A 24,866-nucleotide genomic window follows, 5' to 3' on the forward strand; every position below is an offset into this window, starting at 1 on the left:
TATCAGTAATCCATAGCTTAGTGATAATAGGCCAGTCACTAGAAACAAGGGTAAGGATGCCGTCCGAATAATGTTTATTAAGTTGGTTTAAAACGAAGTTTTGGTAAGCTTCATGAGGAACAAAAACAGGCTTCATAAAAACACTCCCATCGCAGTTAGTAGGGAAAAAATCCCTTCACCTCGATTATTGGGGCGTTTTTGAAAAGTCAAGTGTTTTTTGGAAAAACATAAAAATAATGCAAGGATATTTTTAAAACTTGCATTTTGATATAAAACCCTATTGAAAAATAGGAGGAATGAAAAAAATGATGGTATAGCAAAGTGTTGTGCCATCTATCTCGGGGTATTCCGAGAGACTATTATTGTACAAGGAGGAGAAAAATGAAAAAGATAGGATTACTTCCAAGACTTATCATTGCAATTATTTTAGGTATTATATTTGGCTTGGTTTTGCCAGAGGCATTGGTGAGAGTATTTTCTACATTCAACACAGTATTTGGCCAATTTTTAGGCTTTGCAATTCCACTGATCATCATTGGCTTTATCGCCCCAGGAATTGGAGAATTAGGAAAAGGCGCAGGAAGGATACTCGCACTCACTGCTATCATTGCTTATGTTTCAACTGTATTTTCAGGAACAGTTGCTTATTTTGCAAACTCTCTCGTATTGCCAACATTTTTAACTAATGGCTCATTTGACTTAAGTGGAATTGGAGAGGAAACGATGGCTGCATCTTTCATTGAAATAAGCATTCCTCCAATAATGGATGTAATGACTGCTCTTGTGATTGCATTTACTCTAGGTATAGGGATGGCTGCTATCGATTCAAAACACATAAAAGGTTTTATGGATGAGTTTCAAAACATAGTCAGTAAGTTGATATCAGAAATAATTATTCCACTTTTACCTATTCACATCATGGGTATATTTGCAAATTTAACTTTCTCAGGACAGACTGCCATGATTTTAAGTGTATTTTCAAGAGTGTTCATATTAGTTATAGCACTTCATATAATTATTCTAATCATTCAATACACTGTTGCTGGTTCTATAGCAAAAGCAAATCCTTTTAAACTCTTAAAAGGGATGATACCTGCATATCTTACAGCTATAGGGACTCAATCATCTGCAGCTACTATTCCTGTTACATTGGCACAAACCAAGAAAAACGGAGTAAATGATGGAGTGGCGGAATTTGTTATTCCACTTTGTGCAACGATTCACTTATCTGGAAGCACAATTACACTTGTTAGCTGCTCTATGGCAATCATGATGCTAAACAATGTACCAATTAGTTTTGGAACTTATTTTGCATTTATACTGGCATTAGGCGTGACAATGGTTGCAGCACCAGGAGTACCTGGCGGGGCTGTCATGGCTGCATTGGGCATATTAGAAAGCGTATTGGGATTTGATCAAACAATGCTCTCTTTGATGATAGCACTTTATTTAGCTCAAGATAGTTTTGGAACTGCTTGCAATGTAACTGGCGATGGAGCTATAGCTGTTATAGTAAATAAGATTTCAGGATTCAAATTAGAGCCAAAAGAAAAATTAGTCGATATCGATATAGAATAAAAAAATATAGACCTTTAAGGTCTATATTTTTTTTAAGTATTGGGTATAAAATGTTAAAAAGGGGGGGTGGATATGAACATAAGGAGAGCTTACCCATTCGAAGCTGGTGTCTTGACAGATTTGGCTGTTGCATCAGAAGCTTATTGGGGTTATGACAAGAAATTTCTTGATACTTTCAGAGCCGTATATAAAGTAAGCGAGGACTATATCATTAACAACCCGACATTTGTATTGGAAGAAGATGATAAAGCAATCGGATTTTACAGCATCATCGAGAATAGCGAAGGTGTTGTTTTGGAATATTTTTATATCGATCCCTCTTATATAAGAAAAGGATATGGGAGAATACTTTGGGATCATTTAATAGAGTTTTGCAAAAATCGAGGAATTTTGGAATTTGATTTTGTGGCATCCAATGAGGCAGTGCCATTTTATGAAAAAATGGGGGCAATAAAAGTTGGAGAAACAAAATCGTTAGTTGAAAGCGATAGAAGAGTTAATAAGTTGAAAATGGTAATTTCATAGGAGGGAGTAACTTGGGTAAATACGATTTTAAGCTAATGTCTGACACTGGAGAAATGTTAGCTTTAGAAGATTTCAAAGGGAAAAATGTCGTGGTTTATTTTTATCCAAAAGACAACACGCCTGGCTGAACAATTGAGGCAAATGGATTTAGGGATCTAAGTCAAGAGTTTGAAAAACACAACACTGTGATAATCGGCATTAGTAGAGATTCTCAGGAGTCCCATCAAAAATTTAGGAAAAAGAATGATTTAAATTTTATTTTGTTGACTGATGATACTGGAGAGGTTTTGGAAAAATTTGGCGTGCTAAAGAATAGAAAAATGTTTGGAAAAGAAACAAAGGGGATAGAAAGAAGCACATTTGTATTTAATAAATTTGGGGAACTTGTAAAAGAATACAGAAATGTAAAGCCAGGACCACACCCAGAGGAAGTACTAGAATTCATAAAGGAAAAATTAACTTAGTAGTTGTTTAATTTTTATTTACATGGGTAAATTCAGTGTGAGGGTAATTAAATGTTTGGAGGGATATATATGACGCAATATCATGAACCAGTTGAAAGAATGGATGAGAAAACATTAAATATCACAAGGGCTTTAATGAGCTTAAAGGAAGAAATAGAGGCTGTAGACTGGTACAATCAAAGAGTATCTGCAACCGAAGACGAAACTTTAAAAGAAGTGCTAGCTCACAATAGAGATGAAGAAATTGAACACGCAGTCATGACTTTGGAATGGCTGAGAAGAAATATGGACGTATGGGATGAAAACTTAAGAAAGTACCTATTCACTAAAGAAAATCTTCTTGAAGTAGAAGAAAGTGGCTCGGGGAAAAAAGACGAAGATAAAGATTTAGGCATAGGAGATATGAAATAGGAGGGAGAATTTATGCTAAATAGAAATATGGCTCCAATATCTGATAAGGTTTGGGAAGAAATAGATGAAAGAGCCAAAGAAGTTCTTGAAAGCTACCTTACAGCTAGAAAAGTAGTAAGAGTAAATGGTCCAAAAGGGTTGGATTTCAACGCTGTAAGCGAAGGAAGACTTAAAGAAATAAAGGAAGCAGATGCAATTCTTTATTCTAACTATGATGTAAAACCTCTTACTGAAGTTAGAGTGGAGTTTGAGTTGGATAGAAAAGAATTGGACAACATAGTTAGAGGCGCAAAAGATCCAGACTTAACACCTTTGGAAGATGCAATGAAGAAATTAGCTCTATTTGAAGAAAAAGCTATATATTATGGACTTCAAGATATAGGGATAGAAGGGTTAAATAAAGCTGGCAAAAAAGCTATTCCTTTTGGGAAGGATAGAGAATCTATATTAGATGCAGTGGGGAAAGGTATTTTACAACTAAGAGAAGCATATGCCACTAAACCATATGCACTTATAGTAGGAGAAGAACAATACAAAGATATTATATTAAGCGACAAAGGCTATCCATTAGAAAAGAAGATAGCAAAATTAATAGATGGGCAAATATATGTATCCAAAGCAGTTAAAGGAGCTTTCTTAATCCCATTTGATTCAGATGATCTAGAGCTTACTATAGGACAAGATTTTGCTATAGGGTTCTTAGATGCTGATGAAGACAAAGTTAGGTTTTTTGCAACTGAATCATTCACATTTAGAGTGCTAGACCCAAATATAGTAGTGAAATTTGAATAAAACTTAAAATTATACCCTATACAGGCATACCTGTATAGGGTATAATTTTTTTATATATAATATTTTGGAGGTTTGATTATGACAGATGTTACTAGTTTTTCTGCTTTTTTTGCAGGTTTATTGTCATTTTTTTCTCCTTGTCTTTTGCCAATGATACCGGCATATATCATGTACATCTCGGGGATAGGAGATTTAGAAGATGCGAGAGACAATAAGGAGATTGTGCTGCAAAGGACTTTAGGATTTATAATAGGCTTTACAATTATATTTATAATAATGGGATTGAGTGCTTCGTTTGTTGGAAAAATATTTTCTCAAAATAGAAACTTATTTTTGAAGTTAAGTGGAATTATAATAATCATATTTGGGCTTAACTACATGGGGGTTTTGAATTTTAGTTTTTTAAGCAAAGAAAGACGATTAAAAGCTCCGAAAAAAGTAAATGGAATACTTAGCTCAACCATCATGGGGATGGCTTTTGCTGGCGGGTGGAGTCCTTGTTTTGGACCGGTGCTTGGTTCTATACTCTTCATGGCATCAATGGATAGTTCAGTATTAAAAGGTGGAATTCTGTTGTTTATTTATTCTATTGGCATGGCAATTCCATTTATACTCACCGCATTGTTCATATCAAAATTTACGCTTGCGCTCTCAAAATACCAAAAAGCACTACAATTAGTGCCCGTAATAGGCGGAGGAATCTTAGTGATTTTTGGTGTATTGATATTTTTTGATAAATTAGTTGTTATATCTAGTTTGTTACTATAGGAGGAGAAACACATGCTAAAGAAGACTTTAATCGTATTGGTAGTAATTATAGCAGTTGCAATTGTTGGAGTTTGGATTGTGAATGACACTGAGGAAGCGGACGATAATACACCTGTTTACACACAAACACCAGCTGACAATGATGAGGTTGGAAATCTAATTATCAATGATATGCCAAAAGTAGATTCTGGAGAGCCTGCTATTGACTTTACATTGGAAGATTTAGACGGCAACGAGATAAGTTTAAGCGACTTTGAAGGCAAAATTGTGCTATTGAATTTTTGGGCAACTTGGTGTGGATTTTGTGATCTCGAAATGCCAGATTTAGAAAAGCTCGCAACTGTAAACGAAGACATAGTAGTATTAGGAGTAAATGTGGGAGAAGATAAAGAATTGGTTAAAGAATATGTAGACCAAAAGAAAATAACTTTTCCGGTGGTTTTAGACGCGACGACCGATATTGCGAGCGATTATCTTGTCACAGGTTTACCAACGAGTTATTTTATTGATGAAGATGGCATTATATACGGGAGGTATCCTGGCATGATGACTTACGATATGATGACGGAATTTATCGATGAAATGAAGAAATAGCGAAATATTAGAAATATTAGAAATATTAGAATTGTTTGACAAGAGTTTATTTAATTTATATAATATTGTTAACGATTGCATATAATATAAGAAGGGTGGAGTTATTTTGAAAAATCCTGTAATTGAAGTTAATTCAGAGATTGGCAGGCTTAGGCAGGTCATGCTTCATAGGCCAGGGAATGAGCTAGAAAATTTAATGCCAGAATATTTAGAAAGATTACTATTCGACGATATTCCATATTTAAAAATCGCACAGAAAGAACATGATGAGTTTGCAGAAACTCTGAAATCAAAGGGTGTAGAAGTCATGTATCTAGAAGATTTAGTTGTGGAATCCCTATCTGAAAAAGAAGTGTTGAATTCTTTTATAGAAGAGTTTCTTTATGAAGCGGGAATAAAAGAAGAGTTTAACATAATCGCATTAAAGGAGTATTTCTTATCTTTAGAAAAAAAAGAAATGGTATTGAAAATGATGGCGGGTGTGAGAAAATCTGAAATTGACAACACGAAAAAAATACATTTAGCAGAGTATTTAGAAAGCGATTACCCGTTTTTAATTGATCCAATGCCAAATCTTTACTTTACCCGAGACCCGTTTGCATGTGTAGGCGATAAAGTCACAATCCACAGAATGAACACGCATACTAGAAATAGAGAAACTTTGTTTGCCAAATACATTTTTAACTATCACCCTAAATATGAAAAAATACAACATCTATACGAAAGACAAGAGGAATTTTCAATTGAAGGCGGAGATATACTAGTTTTAAATGACAAAGTATTGGCTGTTGGAATTTCTCAGAGAACCAACGCAAACGCCATTGAAAAATTTGCACTAAATGTGTTTAAAAGCGAAACTACATTTGAGAAGATTATTGCAATAGATATCCCAAAACAAAGGACATTTATGCATTTGGATACAGTGTTTACTATGGTAGATTATGATAAATTTGTGATACATCCAAATATAGAGAATACGATGAAATCTTTTGTTCTAGAGAAAAAAGACAAAAATAGCTTAAAAATAACTCCTCAAATAGGAACATTGAAAGAAATATTGGAGACAAACTTAAAAATAAATGGAATAAAACTTATCAAGTGCGGTGGAGAGAGTGTAGTAGATGCAGCTAGAGAACAGTGGAACGATGGCTCAAATACTCTTTGCATAGCCCCTGGAGAAGTGGTAGTATATTCTAGGAACTATGTGACAAATGAAATACTGGATAAGGAAGGCATTAAATTGAATATAATATCGAGCTCAGAGTTGTCAAGGGGTAGAGGCGGCCCTAGATGCATGAGTATGCCTTTTATTAGAGAAAAAATATAAGGGGGAGAAAAACATGGCAGTCAATTTAAAAGGGAGAAGTTTTTTAACACTAATGGATTTTACTCCAGAGGAAATAAGATATTTATTAGACTTATCACATGATTTAAAAGCAAAAAAAAGAGCTGGCATATACAACTATGTATTAAGAGGTAAAAACATAGTATTGTTATTCGAAAAAACATCAACAAGAACAAGATGCGCATTTGAAGTTGCTGCATTAGAAGAAGGAGCTCATGTTACTTTCTTAGATTCAGCAAGTTCTCAAATGGGCAAAAAAGAATCTCTTGAAGATACTGCTAAAGTATTGGGGAGATTTTATGACGGAATAGAATATAGAGGATACAAACAAGAAGTTGTTGAAGACTTAGCTAAATACGCTGGAGTTCCTGTATGGAATGGACTGACTGATGTTGATCATCCAACTCAAATTTTAGCGGATTTATTGACCATTGAGGAACATGTGGCAAAACCTTTAAACAAAGTAAAATTAGTGTTTGCTGGTGATGTAAGAAACAATATGAGCTATGCATGGATGTATGGATGTGCAAAGATGGGCATGCACTACGTAGCTCTTGGACCAAAAGAGCTGATAGACCAAGTTGACAAAGATGCAATGAATAGAGCACTTGAGGTAGCAAAAGAAACTGGTGCAATCATTGAGCTGTCAGATGACATAAATTCAGTAAAAGGTGCAGATGTAATCTACACTGATGTTTGGGCATCTATGGGAGAAGAAGCACAAATACCTGAAAGAGTAAAACTATTGACTCCATATAAAGTAACCATGGACATGATCAAATTAACCGGAAATGATGACTGCATATTCATGCACTGCTTGCCAAGTTTCCATGATTTTGAAACCAAAATGGCTAAAGATCAAATGGATCAAGGCTATGATATAAGAGAAGTAACAGATGAAGTATTTAGAAGCAGACACTCAGTTGTTTTTGATGAAGCAGAAAATAGAATGCATACAATAAAAGCAGTAATTGTAGCAACAATAGGTTAGAAGGAGGATTTAAGGTGAGACCAACAAGGGTAGTAGTAGCATTAGGAGGAAACGCATTAGAAGATAAATCAATGCCTTCAACAGCAGAGGCGCAATTAGAAGTAGTAAAGAGAACAAGCGAATACATTGCAGATATATCTTTGGCAGGATATGAGATTGCGGTGGTACACGGCAATGGACCGCAAGTAGGCAGAATTTTACTTGCAACAGAAGCTGCAAAAGATGTAACTCCACCAATGCCTTTTGATGTATGCGGTGCAATGAGCCAAGGCTATATTGGATATCATATACAACAAGCTTTGAGATTTGCGCTAAAGAAAAGAGGCAGAGATATTCCTGTAGTAACAGTTATCACACAAGTTGTAGTGGATAAAAACGATGAAGCATTTAAAAACCCAACAAAGCCAATCGGGCCTTTCTACACAGAAGAGGAAGCTAAAAAATTAGCCGAAGAAAAAGGATATGTAGTTAAAGAAGATGCTGGAAGAGGATATAGAAGAGTTGTACCTTCACCACTTCCAAAGAAAATAGTTGAGATAGATACCATAAAAACACTTTGGGATACAACTATTGCTGTAACCTGTGGTGGAGGAGGAATTCCTGTAATAGAAAAAGAGGATGGATCTCTAGAAGGTATAGCGGCTGTAATAGACAAAGACCTAGCAGCACAAAGACTTGCAGAAGACATGGATGCGGACATACTATTGATTTTGACGGAAGTTGAAAAAGTTGCTATTAACTTCAACAAGCCAGACCAAAAGAGCTTAGACCACATGAGCGTAGAAGAAGCGCTTAAATACATGGAAGAAGGGCATTTTGCACCAGGCAGCATGCTTCCTAAAGTAAAGGCAGCTGTAAACTTTGCAAAATCAAAACCAGGCAGAAAAGCAATCATTACTTCTCTATACAAAGCAAAAGAAGCACTAGATGGAGTGTCTGGAACTGTAATAGAAATGTAAATCGGGGGATATCCCCCGATTTTTTATGTGTATGTGCTTTATTATATTGAAATATTACTTATTAACTGATACAATTTTTACATAATATATAGAAAAGGGGAAAAAATATGAAGATAGGATTAGTTGGGTTAACTTCTGTTGGGAAGACATCACTTTTTAACCTATTGACAGGTTCAAATATAGAAGTATCAGGTTATGCAACAGGAAAGATCAACGCGAATATAGGAATCGCAAAAATTCCAGATGAAAGACTTCAGTTTTTAACTGAGCTTTACAAACCAAAGAAAACCACACATGCCACAATTGAAGTAGTTGATGTGCCTGGGTTGGTAAAGGGATCATCAAGTGGTAAAGGATCTGGAAACTTATTTTTGGACAATGTCAGAAAAACAGATTTACTCGTACATGTAGTTAGAGCTTTTGATGATGACAATGTGATACATGTAGAAGGGGACATAGACCCTATGAGAGATGTCGAGACATTAAATTTAGAGTTGTTATTTTCCGATTTACAAGTTATAGAAAATAGAATTGAAAGAATTGAAACTTCTAAAAAAGTGACAAAAGAGAATCTATTGGAATTAGAAGTCTTAAAAAAATGCAGAGAATGTTTAGAAAATGGTCTATTACTCAACAATTTAGAGCTAACTGATGAAGAAAAAGACGTGTTAAAGACTTTTTCATTTTTATCACAGCAGCCCATGATACTAGTGGTAAACATTGATGAAAATCAACTAGCTAATAAGACTTTTCCAAAGAAAGATGAGCTATATGAATACTGCAAAGCATCAAATACACCTATCATAGAGATCTCAGTAAAAACTGAACTTGAACTAAGGGAATTGGATGAGGAAGATAGAAAAATTTTCATGGAGGATTTAAATATAAGAGAATCGGGCATAGATCTATTATCAAAGACAGCTTATGATTACTTAGGGCTCATATCATTTTTGACGGCAGGAGAAGATGAAGTGAGAGCCTGGCCTATTAGAAAAGGCACAACCGCAAAAGAAGCAGCTGGGAAAATTCACTCTGACATTGAAAAAGGATTTATCAGAGCTGAGGTATGTAAATTCAATGATTTAAAGGAACACAAGAGCATGGTTAAATTAAAAGAATTAGGACTACTGACACTAGAGGGCAAAGAGTACATTGTTGAAGATGGAGATATTATCAATTTTAGATTTAATGTATAGGAGAGTTTTAACTCTCCTTTTAAATATGATAGAGGGGTAGTTAATAATGACAAGTGAAAGAATCAATCACTGTGAGACAATTATTGTGGAAAACGAAAGAAAAACTTTACAAGAAATCGAAAGGAGCATTATAAAGACATATAGAAAGCCAATTTGGTCAAAGTTTATCAAAGCAATCAAGGAATATGAACTTATAGAAGACAACGATAAAATTGCCGTTGCCATATCTGGAGGTAAAGATAGCCTTTTAATGGCGAAGCTTTTTCAAGAACTCAAAAAATATGGAAAACAAAATTTTGAAGTTGAATTCATCGCAATGGATCCTGGGTATCATAAGGACATAAGGGCATTGCTTGAAGAAAATCTTAAATATTTAAATATACCTGCACATGTATTTGATGCAAATGTATTTGAAGTTGCTGATAGAATTGCAGGAGAGTATCCTTGCTATATGTGCGCTAGAATGAGAAGAGGAGCTCTTTATGGGAAAGCTAAAGAGCTAGGGTGCAATAAATTAGCTTTAGGTCACCATTTTAACGATGTCATAGAGACTACAATGCTCAATTTATTGTATGCTGGAAGCTTTAAGACTATGATGCCAAAATTGAAATCTCAAAACTACGAAGGGTTAGAGCTTATTAGACCTATGTATTTGATAGAAGAAAAGTACATTGAGAGATTCATAAAATCAAGCGGAATATGGCCATTAAACTGTGCTTGTATGGTGGCGGCTAAAAAAATAGGGAATAAGAGATACGAAATAAAAGCGCTGATCAATAGACTAAAAGAAACTAATAAAAATGTAGAGATGTCAATTTTTAGAGCAGCTCAAAATGTGAACTTAGACCAAGTTTTAGGTTATGAAGAAAACGGAGAAAAAATTTCATTTTTAGATAAATACTAGAAGGAGATGATATGATGCGATTGGTGTCGTGGAATGTAAATGGCTTGAGGGCAATCATGAAAAAGGGATTTATAGAATCTGTAAAAAAACTAAATCCCGATATATTATGCATTCAAGAAACTAAAATGCAAGAAGGGCAACTCGATTTAGATGTTGACCTTGAAGAATATGAAAAGTATTTTAACTCTGCACAAAAGAAAGGATATTCTGGCACTGCGGTATTTACTAAAGTAAAACCAATAAGCGTAAATTATGGCATGAACAAGGAAGAGCACGATAAAGAAGGCAGAATAATCACTGCTGAATATGATGATTTTTATTTAGTCAATGTATATACGCCAAACTCTAAAACAGAATTAGAAAGACTTGAATACAGAATGGTTTGGGAAGATGAGTTTAGGCATTTTCTAAAAGAATTGGAAAAGAAAAAACCAGTTATAATATGTGGAGATTTAAATGTAGCACACAAAGAGATAGATTTGAAAAACCCAAGTTCAAACCGAAAAAGTGCAGGCTTTACAGATGAAGAAAGAAACAAATTCACTGAACTCTTAGAGGCTGGATTTATAGATACTTTCAGGTTCTTTTATCCTGACAAAGAAGGCGCTTACACTTGGTGGAGTTATTTAACTAAGGCAAGGGAGAGAAATGCAGGTTGGAGAATAGACTACTTCTTAGTATCAGAGAGTTTAAAGGATAGACTTGTAGATGCTAAAATACACTCAGATATATATGGCTCTGATCATTGCCCTGTTGAATTGGAAATAAAGTGATTTTAGAAACTATCCATTAATTTATCATATAATTTTCACATATAAGGACTACAATAGTAAAAAAAGGAGGGACAAGTTATGAATGACGACGAATTCAAAGGTGATAATCAAGAAGAAATTGAAAATCAGGAAATTATTTTTGAAAGCAAATACAATGATGACGATAAGGAAAAGATAAAAGATGATGAGCCAAAGGCAGAAGAAAGAAGTTATTCAGGCAATGCTAATATTGCAAATATGACTTTCAAATGGAAATCATTAGTAGTAGTTGTTTTGATAATTTCATTATTAAGTGGGTTAGCAGGTTCGTTTATTGGGATTAAGATGTTTGCTTCAAATAACAATACAAATACCAACAACAATCAAGAAATAATCATAAATCCTAATGATAGCTATACTACAGTATCTGCGGTGGTACAAAAGAGCATGAGCTCAGTTGTCGGGATAACAACTGTGGAAATCAAAGATTATCTATATACTCAGCAATTAGTTAGCGGTGTAGGCTCAGGTATTATTGTAGATGCTGACGGATATATCCTAACTAACTCTCATGTAATATCAGATGGAAACGCAAAAGAAATTCAAGTTTTATTTGAAGATGGAGAAAAGGTAAATGCTGAAGTAGTGTGGGTTGATAACTACATGGATTTAGCTATCATAAAAGTAAACAGGACAAATCTACCAGTGGCAGTTTTGGGAGATTCAGACTCGTTGGTAGTAGGAGAATTAGCCATAGCCATAGGAAATCCTTTAGGACTTGAATTTCAAAGGACTGTAACTAGTGGGATAATTTCTGGATTAAATAGGTCAGTTCAAGTTGATGACAATATGGTAATTGAAAACTTAATACAAACTGATGCCTCTATAAATCCTGGAAATAGCGGAGGACCATTGCTCAATGCAAAAGGTGAAGTGGTTGGGATAAACACTGCTAAAATATCTTCTGCAGAAGGCCTCGGATTTGCAATTCCAATAAACACAGCAAAGCCAATCATCGAAGAAGTCATAAAAACCGGAACCTATCAAAAGGCTTATATTGGAATAAAAGGTGTATCTGTTGAAGAATATGAAATGGGACTAGGAGTGGATTTGGCAGCTGAGAGTGGAGTTGTTGTACTAGAAGTACAAGCAAATAGCCCTGCAAGCAAAGCTGGATTGCAAAATGGGGATATCATAACAAAGATGAACGACAAAGACATAGAAGACATGTACGACTTAAAAAACAGCCTTTACTCATACAAACCAGGTGAAAAAATATCACTTGAAATCTTGAGAAATGGAGAAAAGAAAACAGTCGAAGTGACATTAGAAGCATCAAAATAATTAAATACGGCTTATTTAAATAAGCCGTATTTTTTGCTAGTATATTTTTACAAATTTGATATAATAATATTTAGATTAACGAAATAAGAGGGGTGTTAAAATGGTTAAAGCATTGCCTAAAAGGAATCAAGTTGATGTGAATTTGACATGGGATTTGACAAGTCTTTTTAAATCAGAGGAAGCTTTTAACGAAGCTTTGGACAAGACTAAAAAATACGCAGAGAGCATTATAAGAGACTACAAAGGGAAACTCAAGACTGCAGAAGACATAAATGAATGCCTAGATAAATACAGAGAATTTGAGATGCTATTCACATGGCTTGCGACATATGCATCATTAAAAGTGAATGAAGACCAAACAAACATGGACAATCAAACCCTGTATTCTAAAGTCATGACAACATTTACTAAAATATTAGCTGAGATTGACTTTATTGAAGAAGAAATATCAAATTTACCTAAAGATATAATTGAACAGGCGAGCAACCAATCAGCTGACAACTCTGGTTATCTCAAAGAAATACTAAGGAAAAAACCTCATAGATTGCATAAAGAAGCAGAAAGAGTTCTAATAAGCTTAAGCAATACTTTAGAAGCACCAGAAAACATATACAACATGGCAAAACTTGCAGATATGAAATTTGGAGAGTTTGAAGTTGATGGAAAGAAATATCCTTTAAGCTTCGTTTTATTCGAAGGAGAATGGGAGTATGAAAAGGACACAAAGATAAGAAGAAAAGCATTTGAAGCCTTTTCTAACAAATTGAGAGATTATCAATATACGATAGGAGCTACTTACAACACTCACGTACAGACAGAAAAGACAATTTCAGATCTAAGAGGATTCAACTCAGTCATAGATAGCTTGCTATTCCCTCAAGAAGTAGAAAGAGAACTTTACGATAGACAGATTGACTTAATAATGGAACATCTAGCACCCCATATGAGAAAGTATGCAAAACTTTTAAAGAAAATCTATAACTTGGATGAAATGACATTTGCAGATTTAAAAGTAGATGTAGATCCTGATTTTGAACCTCAAATCAGCGTAGAAGAAGCAAGAGAATACATCTTGGGAGCTCTAGGCGTCTTGGGAGAAGACTATGTAGACATGCTAAATAGAGCATTCGATGAAAGATGGATTGACTTCGTTCAAAATGAGGGCAAATCCACAGGCGCATTCTGCTCATCTCCTTATGGGGCGCATCCGTATATACTCATATCATGGACAGAGAGAATGAGAGAAGTATTTGTATTGGCACATGAGCTTGGACATGCAGGACATTTTACACTAGCTCATAAAAACCAAAGCATATTTAATTCTAGACCTTCACTTTATTTCATAGAATCACCATCGACAATGAACGAAATGTTAATGGCTAATTATTTAATGAAGAATACAACTGACAAGAGGATGAAGCGATGGGTAATATCTAGTATCATAGCTAGAACTTACTATCATAATTTCGTAACCCACTTACTAGAAGCTCATTACCAAAGAGAAGTTTACAAAATTATAGACAATGGTGGAAGCGTAAATGCTGAAATATTAAATCAACTAAAGAGACAAACTCTTGAAAAATTCTGGGGAGATGATGTAAAAATAAATGAAGGAGCAGAGCTAACTTGGATGAGACAGCCACATTACTACATGGGATTATATCCTTACACATATTCAGCTGGCCTTACTATAGCTACACAAGTAAGTCAAAGAATATTAAGAGAAGGAGAAAGTGCAGTAGAAGATTGGAAAAATGTGCTTAAAGCAGGGGGTACAAAAACTCCAGTGGAATTAGCTCTAATGGCAAAAGTAGATATCACAACTGAAGAACCTCTATTAAATACAATCGAATACATTGGAAGCTTGATTGATGAGATAGTAAAATTGACTGAAGAAATAGAGAATGAAAAATAAGAGAGGCTTAATGCCTCTCTAAAATCTTCTTATGACTTTTATTTTCAATATTCCATTCTCGTAACTCACATATCCCTCATCAACCATTGCATCGAGTAAGTTTAATTCAGATGAGTAGTCACTACCCAATAAAGCCCAATAATACTCTTCTGTGTCATCTCTTCTAGGAGTGTTTAATGAGATTTTAAGCTCATTTAAAACAGATTTTTCTATGCTATTTATAGCACCTTGTAATTCTACTACACCCATTTTCTCAGTACATCTTAGATTTATAATTACATTGTCACAACCGTGATGCAAATAAATATTTACTAATTCATTCATTATTTTAATCATAATAGAATCATTTTTATTCATCCATCTTATCCTTTCTGAAAGAAGTAATTAGTGGAACTAAAAATGCCGCAATAAACCCTCCAGAGAAGCCATTGTTATACAGATTAAGACCCGCATGAAGATATGCTAGATTTGAAACCAAAGATGCTTGTAAACCACCTGCTAATATACCAGCCAACAATCCAAATTCACCCGCAATAGGTGCTAAAGTGGTTGAAAAGAGAACAGTCAAGACTGAATTCATGCTAGATAAATCATTGCCCGTGATTATTAACATCACTATTGCTCCTAACATTATAGGCAATATGTTTCTAGGGTGTTTTCCAAAAGATCCAAATCCCATTATTGAAAATACAGCTGCTATAGTGGGCCCATTTATGGTTGCGCCTATAATATCAAGATAGATCATACAAATTAATCCAACAACACCCATGTTGAAAATTGCGATATCAAATCCATCTAAACTTACAAAATCAGTGACCAATCTACCGGAGCGTTTGACAAGATTTTTATAACCATGAAAATCAAATCTTGTTAATATGATTTTTAGCATTATCATGCTGAGACATATAAGAAAAATAATAATTTTAATTTTTGCATCAGGACCTTCATATACTACGCTTATGGACTCTAATGGCATGTTGAACATTCTAAATAAAGAGGCTATCATCATGCCTAATATCCCAGCGGTAAAACCGACATTGTAAAGGCTATATCCATGATGAAATCGCACAAAACTGCTTGCTAAAGGAGGCATAATAAATCCAACTATTAAACCTGAAACTATTGCAAATAGATAATTGAAAGGAACTAACAAATCACTTCCGAAACCCACTCGCGTTACTAAAGGGCTGAGAGCTGTGCTAAAAAAAGCTATTACTGTGTATTTTGAGAATTTTTCTTTTTTAATTATGCTGTAAATAAACACGCCTAAAATTATGCTTGAGACATTTATTATGTTCTTTCCAAACATTGAAAAACCAGCAACTGTAAAAAGAGCAGATATGACTGGACCATTTGGATCTATATTTTGCACCATAACGATAGCCAGCAATGTCAACATTACTATGCCGCTATTGAATAACGCAGCACCTATATTTGCAACTTCAAAATAATCCACTATTAACAAATCTGGATGCTCTACTATCGTCTTTAACCCATTGAACACCTCTGAAGGTGTATTAAACAAGAAGGAACTAAAAATAAGCAATATGCTGTAAAATAACAAAACTATATATTTTAAATATTTTTCATTATCCTTGTTGAATAATTTTTGCATAACAAATCCTTAAAATATCCTTCCCATAATTTTTTTGTACTTATCTGTATATTTAATAAAATCATATTCGGGATTTTTAACAACTGAACTAATGAAGTTCTGCTTGTTATATTCGTAGCTCATTGTTGGCGTTAAGTTCTCAACTAAATTAAAGTACTTATTCTTAGAAAGATCCAATTTGTCTTCATAAGTTTTTAAAATCCAATTGACATACTTATCTATATAGTTGAGAGTTTTATCCTTGTCTTTCATGACAGCAAAAGTGTCAGCGAACATCAATATATTGTTGCCTAGAAGGTAACCCTCCAATTCAAAATCCATTATAATTTTTCTTTGAAGGTTTGCCAAATCCAAAGCATATTCAAAATCTCTATCTTTAAGAGCAATACCCCAGAGACTTGCCAAAGAAATTATAGAATTGTTTATATTATTAAAAAGGCTCTCTTGCTCTATTTTTTTAGCTTTTTCGCTATCTCCTGTGATAGAATATATAGTTGAGAGCATGAATCCAGTATTTACACTGATCTTTGGCAAAGTATTTAATAGATCAATTGCTTTTTCATATTCGCCTTTCATTGTGTAAAGACTTGACAACACATATAGTGCAGCTTGTTTTACTTCGAGGTCACCTATTTTAGATGCTTCTTCCAATAATTGAATAGAGCGATTTAACATTCTATCCGCTTCTTCTTCTGTGTGGGCCAACTGGATGTACTCTTGTAAAAGACTTCCTATTCTAAATTTTAGGAAAAGACTATCGGGATATTCCTCTAGATATTGTTCACACATTTTCATAGCTTCATAATAGTCTGAAGTGGCAAATTTTTCAGCGCATATTTTGTATATGTTGTTCACGTCTTCTGGAGTAAGTTCGGTTTCAAACATCAAGAGTGAGTCAATAGTTGTTCCCAAAAGTCTTGCTATAGATGATAGGAGAGTTATATCTGGGTATGCTGAATTATTTTCCCACATCTCAACGACTTCTTTAGGCACACCTAATCCATGAGCAAATTCCTCAATACTTAAACCTTTATTCTCTCTTAATTTTTTTATAGTGCTACCAATAGACAATTGCATGGTAAACCTCCTCACCTTGAAAAACAAAATTTTATTTGCTATAATCGTTTTTATACTTTTATATTATACCCTAAAATGACAGAATAAACAAACAGACTAGACAAAATAAGGAGAGCGTATGTAAATGATTAAACTTTTAAAAAATTTAAAGCCTTATTGGAAAAATGTAGTTGGAGTTTTAACTTTTACAATGATTGGAGTCTTGTGTGAATTGTTTTTACCGAGACTAATGGGAAATATAGTAGACAAAGGCGTTGTAAAAGGAAACTTAAACTATATACTAACCACAGGGCTAAAGATGATCATATTTGCCATAATAGGAACATGCTCGATGATAGTATCAGCATATCTTTCTTCTAAGGCAGCTACAGGATTTGGCAGAGACTTAAGGAGAATGATATTTACAAAAGCGGAAGGCTACTCATTGAATGAAATGGAGAAAATAGGAACATCTTCTTTAATAACAAGAACTACAAATGACATCAATCAAATGCAGCAAGTTGCGATAATGTCCATGAGAATGATGGTAAGAGCTCCTTTGATGCTGATAGGTGGGTTTGTGATGGCGTTTTCGACCAACTCAACTCTATCGAGAATACTTTTTATATCAGGACCGTTATTAATAATGGTGATAGCGATAATTGGAAGAATAGGGTTTCCACTATTTAAGATAATTCAAGAAAAAATCGACAGAATCAACAAAACAATGAGAGAGGAATTGTCAGGCATAAGGGTAATAAGAGCTTTCAACAAAGTTGACTATGAGAAAAAGAGATTTGAAAAAGCCAATAGAGACTTGACAGAAACTTTTTTGAAAGTCACAAGACTTATGACTCTAGTAATGCCAATAATAATGATGATACTCAATTTCACAAATGTTGCAGTTATTTGGTTTGGAAGCAATTTAATTGACACAGGAAACATGCAAGTAGGGGAACTTATGGCATTTATACAATATGTAATGCAGATTATGTTTTCTCTAATAATGGTATCAGTTATTTTCATAATGTTTCCAAGAGCTAGCGCTTCAGCAGCTAGAGTTAATGAAGTCCTCGAACTAGAATCGGAAATAGTAGATGGAACTGATAATTTACCCGAAAATAAAGATGGAGATATTCTAGAACTAAGAAATGTCACTTTCAATTATTTTGACTCAGAAACACCAGCTGTTAAAGACATCAGCTTCAAAGTAAAAAAAGGAGAAACCACTGCAATCATAGGAGGGACAGGCAGCGGGAAATCAACTATATTAAACCTTATAATGAGATTTTTCAACCCAACCAGTGGAGAAATTTTATTAAACGGTAAAAATATAAAAGATATAACACAAGATGAGTTAAGAAAACATTTTTCATTGGTTCCACAAAAAACTGTGTTATTCACAGGTACTATTAGAGACAATATAAAGATGGGCAAAGAAGACGCAACTGATGAAGAGATCATCGAAGCACTAAAAATAGCTCAAGCTTATGATTTTGTAATGAAAAATAAAGAAGGACTAGATTATGAAATTTCTCAAGGTGGGAAAAATCTTTCAGGAGGTCAAAAACAAAGGCTTTCTATTGCAAGAGCTATAGTTAGAAGACCTGATTTCTATTTATTTGACGACAGTTTTTCTGCGCTTGATTTTAAAACGGACAAAATACTCAGGGAAGAGCTCAAAAAAGTTACTAAGAATTCAGGAGTATTAATAGTCGCACAAAGAATATCGACTATCATGGATGCAGAGACAATTGTAGTTTTGGACGATGGAGAAATTGTTGGAATGGGAAATCACAAAGAATTATTAAAAACTTGCGAAGTATATAGGGAAATCGCTCAGTCTCAGCTTGGAGAGGAGGCATTAAAAGATGAGTGAAGAAAACAATAAAACTGAAAGTAAAAGAAAATCTAGGGAAACAGTGCAACCTAGAGGCCAAGGTCAAGGAGGTAGATTTGCAACACTTGAAAAGCCAAAAGACTTTTCGGGGAGTGTAAAAAGACTTGCTGGCTATTTAAAGCCATATAAGTTCAAGATGATACTGGTCATAATCATGGCAATAGGTGCGACAGTATTTACAGTATTAAGTCCAAGTATTATTGGTAGAATTACAACTTCTTTATATAACTCAGTAAAGACAGGTGCGCCAATTGACTTTAACTTCATAAAGAATACTATCTTTGTGCTGATTGGCATATATTTAATAGCAGCCATATTTAGTTATTTTCAACAATTTTTAATGGCTGGCGTATCGCAGAGATTAGGATATGACTTAAGAAAACAAGCCAACGAGAAAATCCACAGACTACCATTAAAATACTTTGACTCGAAAACTGTTGGAGAAATTTTAAGCAGAGTCACAAATGACATAGATACGATCATCTCGACTATGCAACAATCAATCACACAACTGATAACATCTGCTTTAACCTTTATCGGAATCTTTGTAATGATGCTAATAATAAGCCCTATGCTTACATTGATTACACTGGTTACAATACCACTTAGCATATTGATCACAAAAAATATAGCAAAGAGATCTCAAGTGTATTTTTCAAAACAAGCAAATGCTTTGGGTGAATTAAATGGACATGTTGAGGAAAGCTACACTGGGCATGTAACAGTAAAAGCATATGGAAGAGAAAATCAATTCATTGAAGAATTCAATGAAATAAATGAAAGACTTTACAGCCACGCTTGGAAAGCACAATTTGTATCAGGCATAATCATGCCTTTGATGTCACTTGTAAACAATATCGGATATGTGTTTGTAGCGGTAGTAGGTGGCATATTTGTCTTGAGAGGAAATATAACAATAGGAGCAGTACAAGCCTTCATGCAGTACACAAGACAATTTACTCAACCGATTGTTCAAACTGCAGAAATCATAAACATCTTGCAATCAACAGTAGCTTCTGCTGAAAGAGTTTTTGAATTGCTGGATGAACAGGAAGAGGATGACGAAAGCCACAAAGTAGTTAAATTAGAAAATCCAAAAGGAGAAGTAGAATTTAAGAATGTAACATTTGGATATTCAAAAGACAAGCCTCTAATAAAAGACATGAACATACATGTATCTCCTGGGCAAACTGTTGCTATTGTAGGACCTACAGGTGCTGGTAAGACCACTATTGTAAACTTATTAATGAGATTTTATGAAATTGATGATGGTGCTATACTCATTGATGGTGTAAACACTAAAGAGATGAAAAGAGAAGAAGTTAGAAGACTCTTTGCAATGGTACTTCAAGACACATGGCTATTCAACGGTACAATCAAAGAAAACATTGCATATGGCAAAGAAAATGCAACTGACGAAGAGATAATAAGAGCTGCAAAACTAGCTCAAGCAGATCACTTTATCAGGACTCTGCCAAAGGGATATGACACTGTGTTAAATGAAGAAATATCGAATATTTCTCAAGGACAAAAACAACTATTGACAATAGCTAGGGCAATACTTGCAAATCCAACTATATTGATATTAGATGAAGCCACATCAAGTGTAGATACGAGAACTGAAATTTTAATTCAAAAGGGAATGGATGTATTGATGAAAGGAAGAACTAGCTTTGTAATAGCTCATAGACTTTCCACAATAAGAAATGCTGACATAATACTAGTGATGAATAACGGGCAAATAATAGAACAAGGTACGCATGAAGAATTGATGAAACTAAATGGATTCTATGCTGATCTTTACAATAGCCAATTTGCTGCATAAACGCTGAAATATTTCAGCGTTTATTTTTTCAGTTAAAAAGTTTAAATATTCAAAACATGGGTAAAATTGATTGAAAAGGAGGGGTTTTTTTGTATATAAAACGGTTTGTCTCATTTGCAGTAGTACTGATTTTTTTGCTTACCAGTGTGAATTTCTCATCAGCAGCACCACCACTTCAAGAGTTAGAAAGCTTAAGGCAACATCAAAAACAAATTTTAGATCCTGCAAAATCTCTATCCCAAAAACATGATGAAGCATTTGAAGATTCAGATGTAGTAAGAGTAGCAGTAGAACTAGAAAAAGAACCGATTATTTATTATGCTACTTTAAGCAAGAAAGATTTTAATAAATTAGATAAGAACTTAAAGAAACAAATCAAAGACGAGATTAAAGCTGAGCAAAAGGCACTAAAAGATTTGATGAAGCAAAATGGAATAAAATTTAAAGAACTAGAGAGCTTCACAAATGTTGTAAATGGCTTTAGCATCGAAACAACCTATGGAGAAGCCAAAGCAATCGAGAAATTAAACGATGTAAAAAAAGTAAGTCTAGTGAATGAATACGAAAGGCCAAAGCCAGAACTTGTGACAAGCAAAGATATTATAAATGCTAGAGAAGTTTGGGAGAATTTAGACTATAACGGAGAAGGGACAGTAATAGCAATCATTGACACAGGGGTTGATGCCAATCATAGAGATATGGTATTGTCAAACCCTGAAAAAGCTAAAATCCAGTACACAATCGATCTAACTGGTTTTCCAGGAACATTTAGAACTATAAAAGTTCCTTATGGATATAATTATATGGACAAAAACCAAGAAATCCTCGATTTAGGACCAGATGCTTCAGAGCACGGCATGCATGTAGCTGGAATAGCTGCAGCGAATGGCAATGAAGAAAATGGAGGGGTACAAGGAGTAGCGAAAGAAGCACAAATACTAGCTATGAAAGTATTCGGGAATAATCCAGCACTTTCAACCACCTATGGCGATATAATTGTAAAAGCTATAGATGATTCAGTAGCACTTGGAGCAGATGTAATAAACATGAGTTTGGGCTCGACAGCTTCATTTGTTGATGAAGAAGATCTAGAGCAAGTTGCAATAAAAAATGCTGTAGAAAACGGAGTAGTATGTGCAGTATCTGCTGGCAACTCAGCAAGATTTGGAAACGGCTGGGATGATCCATATACTTCAAATCCAGACATAGGTGTTGTTGGCTCTCCTGGATTGGCATATGATTCACTTCAAGTAGCTTCCATAGAAAACACTCATCAGATGTCTAGGACTTTGACTTATATAGAAAATGGATTAGAAAATTATATAGCTATGGCTGTAGCTGGTAAATTTGATCCAATCGATTATTATGATGGATCGGTAGAATATGTAGATGGAGGTTCAGGAGACCCTAGTGAATTGACAAATGTAGCAGGGAAAATAGCATTAGTAGTCAGAGGCGGTCTAACTCCAAATTTCGTAGACAAGATTTCTAATGCACAAAAAGCTGGCGCAATAGGGATTATAGTATATAATCATCAAACAGGAGGAGAGGCTCTTGTAAACATGGCTACTCCAGATGATCAAACAATACCAGCTATGTTTATTGGAAACAGTGGCGGACTTAAGCTATTATCTTTACAAGAAAAGTTTGTAGAATTTACTGATAAAACAATGCTCACGCTAAACCCAAATTCCGGGAAAATGTCAGATTTTACATCTTGGGGTACGACTCCGAATTTAGGATTTAAACCTGAGATTACAGCACCTGGGGGAGCTATATACTCTACTGCTCAGAATAATAAATATCAATCGATGAGCGGTACATCTATGTCAGCGCCACATGTTGCAGGTGGAAGTAGTTTGATTTTACAAAGAGTAGATGAAGAATTCGCATTAGAAGGAGAAGAAAGAGCAAAATTAGCAAAAAATTTGATCATGAGTACAGCAAAACCATTAGGAGACAAGGGATTGTATAATTCATATTATGGTCTAACTGATTACAATTATACCTCACCTAGAAGACAAGGATCAGGCACGATGGACTTGTTAAGTGCAAGCATAACACCTGCGATAGTTGTAGATCCTTCAACAGGAGTCAGCAAAGTTGAATTAGGGGAAATCAGTTATTTGTCAAGTTTTGTAGTAAGAATTCAAAATTTTAGTGATAAAGACATTTCTTATAATTTGAAAGGAACAGTCCAGACTGATTTAGCAGATGCTGATTATAATTATTTAGAATCTCAAGGTGTATATATAGCTGATACCGTTGAAGAAAACGGGCCAAATGGTTATTGGACTGGAGAGTTTCCTATCGCATTCAGTCAAGATATAGTCAATGTTCCTGCGAATGGTCATAATGATGTGCTAGTTACTATCGATTTATCCAAAGCTGTAGACTGGTTCTACAATGTACCACTAGAGTATATATTCCCCAATGGGACATTTATAGAAGGATTTATTACATTTAACGATGTAGCAGATGAAAATCCGAGCTTAAGCATTCCGTACATGGGATTTTTTGGCGAATGGGATAAAGCACCTATATTAGATGACAGCATTTATGATATAGAAGGGAATCCATTTTATGGAGTGACAGCTTTAGCATGGTTAAACGAAATAGATGAAACTTATTATTTTCTTGGTTTTGATGCATTGGGAAATATTGATGAAAATAATATTTCATTCTCTCCAAATAACGATGGTGTATATGATACAGTAGTTCCAATATTGAGCTTTTTAAGAAATGCAAAAGACTTTGAGATAAATATTCTTGATGAAGAAATGAATGTAGTTCGTGAATTAGCAAAGCAGACTAATTTAAGGAAAAACTATTATGATGCAAGTGACCCATATTTTACATCCTATGGCGACTGGGGTTGGGATGGTACAATAAACAACAAATTATCAAAAGATGGACAGTATTATTATGAAATAAAAGCAAAAGTGGACTATCCAAATGCTGATTGGCAAGTTTATACTTTTCCAGTGAAACTGGACAACACAAAACCAGTAATAGAAGATGTAGTGTATGATGAAACTGAGAATAAACTTACTGTAACAGCAAATGACAATGGCAATCAGATATTCATTTATGAACTATATACAAAAGGCCAGCTGGTTAGCCAATCACTGGATGGAGTATTTGACTTAACAGACGTACCATATGGCATGAAGTCAGAGGTTTTAGTGGTTGATTTTGCAAACAACTACACAGTTAAATCATTAGAAAAGGTATTTAAAGGCGTAAATCCTCCAAAGAAAGATAAAGGCACTCCTCAAGAACCACAAGTGCCTGAAATGCCTGAAATTCCAGAAGAATTTAAATACGAAGAGCCTCTAATGCCAGTAGAGAATGACACAACTATACCAACAGTAATGGTTAAAACACCAGCTTTCTTTGACCTGTTGAAAAGCAATAAAGTAACTCTATCAGGATATGTTAAAGATGAATCCAATATTGATTATCTAAAAGTCCAAGGGAACCCTGTTAATTTAGTTTGGGATGAAGCACATAATCAATGGAATTTTAGTATAGAGCTATTGTTGAAAGATGGCTTCCACTCTATAAATGTTGAAGCGCTTGATGGTGCCGGCAACCTGATCAACTTCGCACACAAGATATTTATAGACACCACTGCTCCAACTATTGAATTGATTGAGGCTATTCCTAGTCAAACAAAGGCTGATACTATAACCATAAGAGCTAGAGTTAAAGATAATCTTCCAAGCTTAAAGGTTTATTTAAATCAAAACATACTCACAAACATATCTCCAGATTGGTCGTATTTTGATGAATTAGATTCAGCTGAGTATATTGTTGAATATGAACTTAAACTAAATAAAGGAAAAAACGATATAGTTATTGAAGCAGTGGATGATGCGGGGAATAAAACGATAAGAGAATATAAAATAAATAAGCATTAGATATTAAAA

Annotated in this window: 21 protein-coding genes; 18 read left to right on the top strand and 3 right to left on the bottom strand. The window is 34.4% G+C overall.

The window, feature by feature from the left end; genetic code table 11:
- Nucleotides 1-381: 381 nt before the first annotated feature.
- From BO51_RS01770 to pepF, 15 genes are all read left to right on the top strand, one after another.
- Entirely contained in the window at nt 382-1,578 is a 1,197-nt protein-coding gene (locus BO51_RS01770; RefSeq protein ID WP_496483383.1) for a dicarboxylate/amino acid:cation symporter, read from the top strand.
- Between the two features lie 72 nt (nt 1,579-1,650).
- The gene (locus BO51_RS01775; protein ID WP_496483385.1) at nt 1,651-2,103 is read left to right on the top strand and encodes a GNAT family N-acetyltransferase; all 453 of its coding nucleotides are present in this window, start codon (nt 1,651-1,653) and stop codon (nt 2,101-2,103) included.
- Between the two features lie 35 nt (nt 2,104-2,138).
- On the top strand, nt 2,139-2,567 hold the full coding sequence (locus BO51_RS01780) for a peroxiredoxin (RefSeq protein WP_496483552.1): 429 nt from the start codon (nt 2,139-2,141) through the stop codon (nt 2,565-2,567).
- Nucleotides 2,568-2,636: 69 nt separating this feature from the next.
- Complete coding sequence (locus BO51_RS01785) at nt 2,637-2,978, top strand: encapsulin-associated ferritin-like protein (RefSeq protein ID WP_496483387.1); 342 nt, start codon at nt 2,637-2,639, stop codon at nt 2,976-2,978.
- 12 nt (nt 2,979-2,990) lie between these two features.
- On the top strand, nt 2,991-3,770 hold the full coding sequence (locus BO51_RS01790; protein ID WP_496483389.1) for a family 1 encapsulin nanocompartment shell protein: 780 nt from the start codon (nt 2,991-2,993) through the stop codon (nt 3,768-3,770).
- Nucleotides 3,771-3,848: 78 nt separating this feature from the next.
- Nucleotides 3,849-4,538, top strand: a complete 690-nt coding sequence (locus BO51_RS01795; protein WP_496483391.1) for a cytochrome c biogenesis CcdA family protein — start codon at nt 3,849-3,851, stop codon at nt 4,536-4,538.
- 12 nt (nt 4,539-4,550) lie between these two features.
- Nucleotides 4,551-5,132, top strand: a complete 582-nt coding sequence (locus BO51_RS01800; protein ID WP_496483393.1) for a TlpA family protein disulfide reductase — start codon at nt 4,551-4,553, stop codon at nt 5,130-5,132.
- A gap of 106 nt (nt 5,133-5,238) precedes the next feature.
- Nucleotides 5,239-6,459: an arginine deiminase gene (gene arcA, locus BO51_RS01805; protein ID WP_496483395.1), complete on the top strand. Its 1,221-nt coding sequence runs from the start codon at nt 5,239-5,241 to the stop codon at nt 6,457-6,459.
- A gap of 13 nt (nt 6,460-6,472) precedes the next feature.
- A complete protein-coding gene (argF, locus tag BO51_RS01810; RefSeq protein ID WP_496483397.1) occupies nt 6,473-7,468 on the top strand; it encodes an ornithine carbamoyltransferase in 996 nt (331 codons plus the stop codon).
- Between the two features lie 14 nt (nt 7,469-7,482).
- Nucleotides 7,483-8,427, top strand: a complete 945-nt coding sequence (gene arcC, locus BO51_RS01815; protein ID WP_496483399.1) for a carbamate kinase — start codon at nt 7,483-7,485, stop codon at nt 8,425-8,427.
- Nucleotides 8,428-8,534: 107 nt separating this feature from the next.
- Nucleotides 8,535-9,623 carry a redox-regulated ATPase YchF gene (gene ychF / locus BO51_RS01820; protein WP_496483401.1) on the top strand — a complete coding sequence of 363 codons (1,089 nt, stop codon included), beginning with the start codon at nt 8,535-8,537 and terminating at the stop codon, nt 9,621-9,623.
- Nucleotides 9,624-9,669: 46 nt separating this feature from the next.
- Nucleotides 9,670-10,527, top strand: a complete 858-nt coding sequence (locus BO51_RS01825) for a tRNA 2-thiocytidine biosynthesis TtcA family protein (RefSeq protein ID WP_496483403.1) — start codon at nt 9,670-9,672, stop codon at nt 10,525-10,527.
- 14 nt (nt 10,528-10,541) lie between these two features.
- Nucleotides 10,542-11,300 carry an exodeoxyribonuclease III gene (locus tag BO51_RS01830; RefSeq protein ID WP_496483405.1) on the top strand — a complete coding sequence of 253 codons (759 nt, stop codon included), beginning with the start codon at nt 10,542-10,544 and terminating at the stop codon, nt 11,298-11,300.
- Between the two features lie 78 nt (nt 11,301-11,378).
- A complete protein-coding gene (gene htrA, locus BO51_RS01835; RefSeq protein WP_496483407.1) occupies nt 11,379-12,623 on the top strand; it encodes a serine protease HtrA in 1,245 nt (414 codons plus the stop codon).
- A gap of 100 nt (nt 12,624-12,723) precedes the next feature.
- The gene (pepF, locus tag BO51_RS01840; protein ID WP_496483409.1) at nt 12,724-14,538 is read left to right on the top strand and encodes an oligoendopeptidase F; all 1,815 of its coding nucleotides are present in this window, start codon (nt 12,724-12,726) and stop codon (nt 14,536-14,538) included.
- Between the two features lie 18 nt (nt 14,539-14,556).
- Here pepF and BO51_RS01845 read toward each other — a convergent pair whose 3' ends face one another.
- Genes BO51_RS01845 through BO51_RS01855 form a run of 3 tightly spaced genes read right to left on the bottom strand, consistent with a single transcriptional unit; the run spans nt 14,557 to nt 17,230 of the window.
- Nucleotides 14,557-14,895, bottom strand: coding sequence for a hypothetical protein (locus BO51_RS01845; protein ID WP_496483411.1), 339 nt, complete (start codon nt 14,893-14,895; stop codon nt 14,557-14,559).
- Nucleotides 14,888-16,153, bottom strand: coding sequence for a DUF1576 domain-containing protein (locus tag BO51_RS01850; RefSeq protein WP_496483413.1), 1,266 nt, complete (start codon nt 16,151-16,153; stop codon nt 14,888-14,890). Before BO51_RS01850 ends, BO51_RS01845 begins: the two co-directional genes overlap by 8 nt.
- Before the next feature lie 9 nt (nt 16,154-16,162).
- Nucleotides 16,163-17,230 (bottom strand): helix-turn-helix domain-containing protein, encoded by a 1,068-nt coding sequence (locus BO51_RS01855; RefSeq protein WP_496483415.1) that lies wholly within the window; start codon nt 17,228-17,230, stop codon nt 16,163-16,165.
- A gap of 124 nt (nt 17,231-17,354) precedes the next feature.
- On the opposite strand from BO51_RS01855, the gene BO51_RS01860 reads away from it, so the two are divergent.
- From BO51_RS01860 to BO51_RS01870, 3 genes are all read left to right on the top strand, one after another.
- A complete protein-coding gene (locus BO51_RS01860; protein ID WP_496483416.1) occupies nt 17,355-19,088 on the top strand; it encodes an ABC transporter ATP-binding protein in 1,734 nt (577 codons plus the stop codon).
- Nucleotides 19,081-20,934, top strand: a complete 1,854-nt coding sequence (locus BO51_RS01865; RefSeq protein WP_496483418.1) for an ABC transporter ATP-binding protein — start codon at nt 19,081-19,083, stop codon at nt 20,932-20,934. Before BO51_RS01860 ends, BO51_RS01865 begins: the two co-directional genes overlap by 8 nt.
- Nucleotides 20,935-21,023: 89 nt before the next feature.
- Nucleotides 21,024-24,857 carry a S8 family serine peptidase gene (locus tag BO51_RS01870; RefSeq protein ID WP_496483420.1) on the top strand — a complete coding sequence of 1,278 codons (3,834 nt, stop codon included), beginning with the start codon at nt 21,024-21,026 and terminating at the stop codon, nt 24,855-24,857.
- Nucleotides 24,858-24,866: the final 9 nt, after the last annotated feature.

The organism is Soehngenia saccharolytica DSM 12858 (assembly GCF_059568515.1).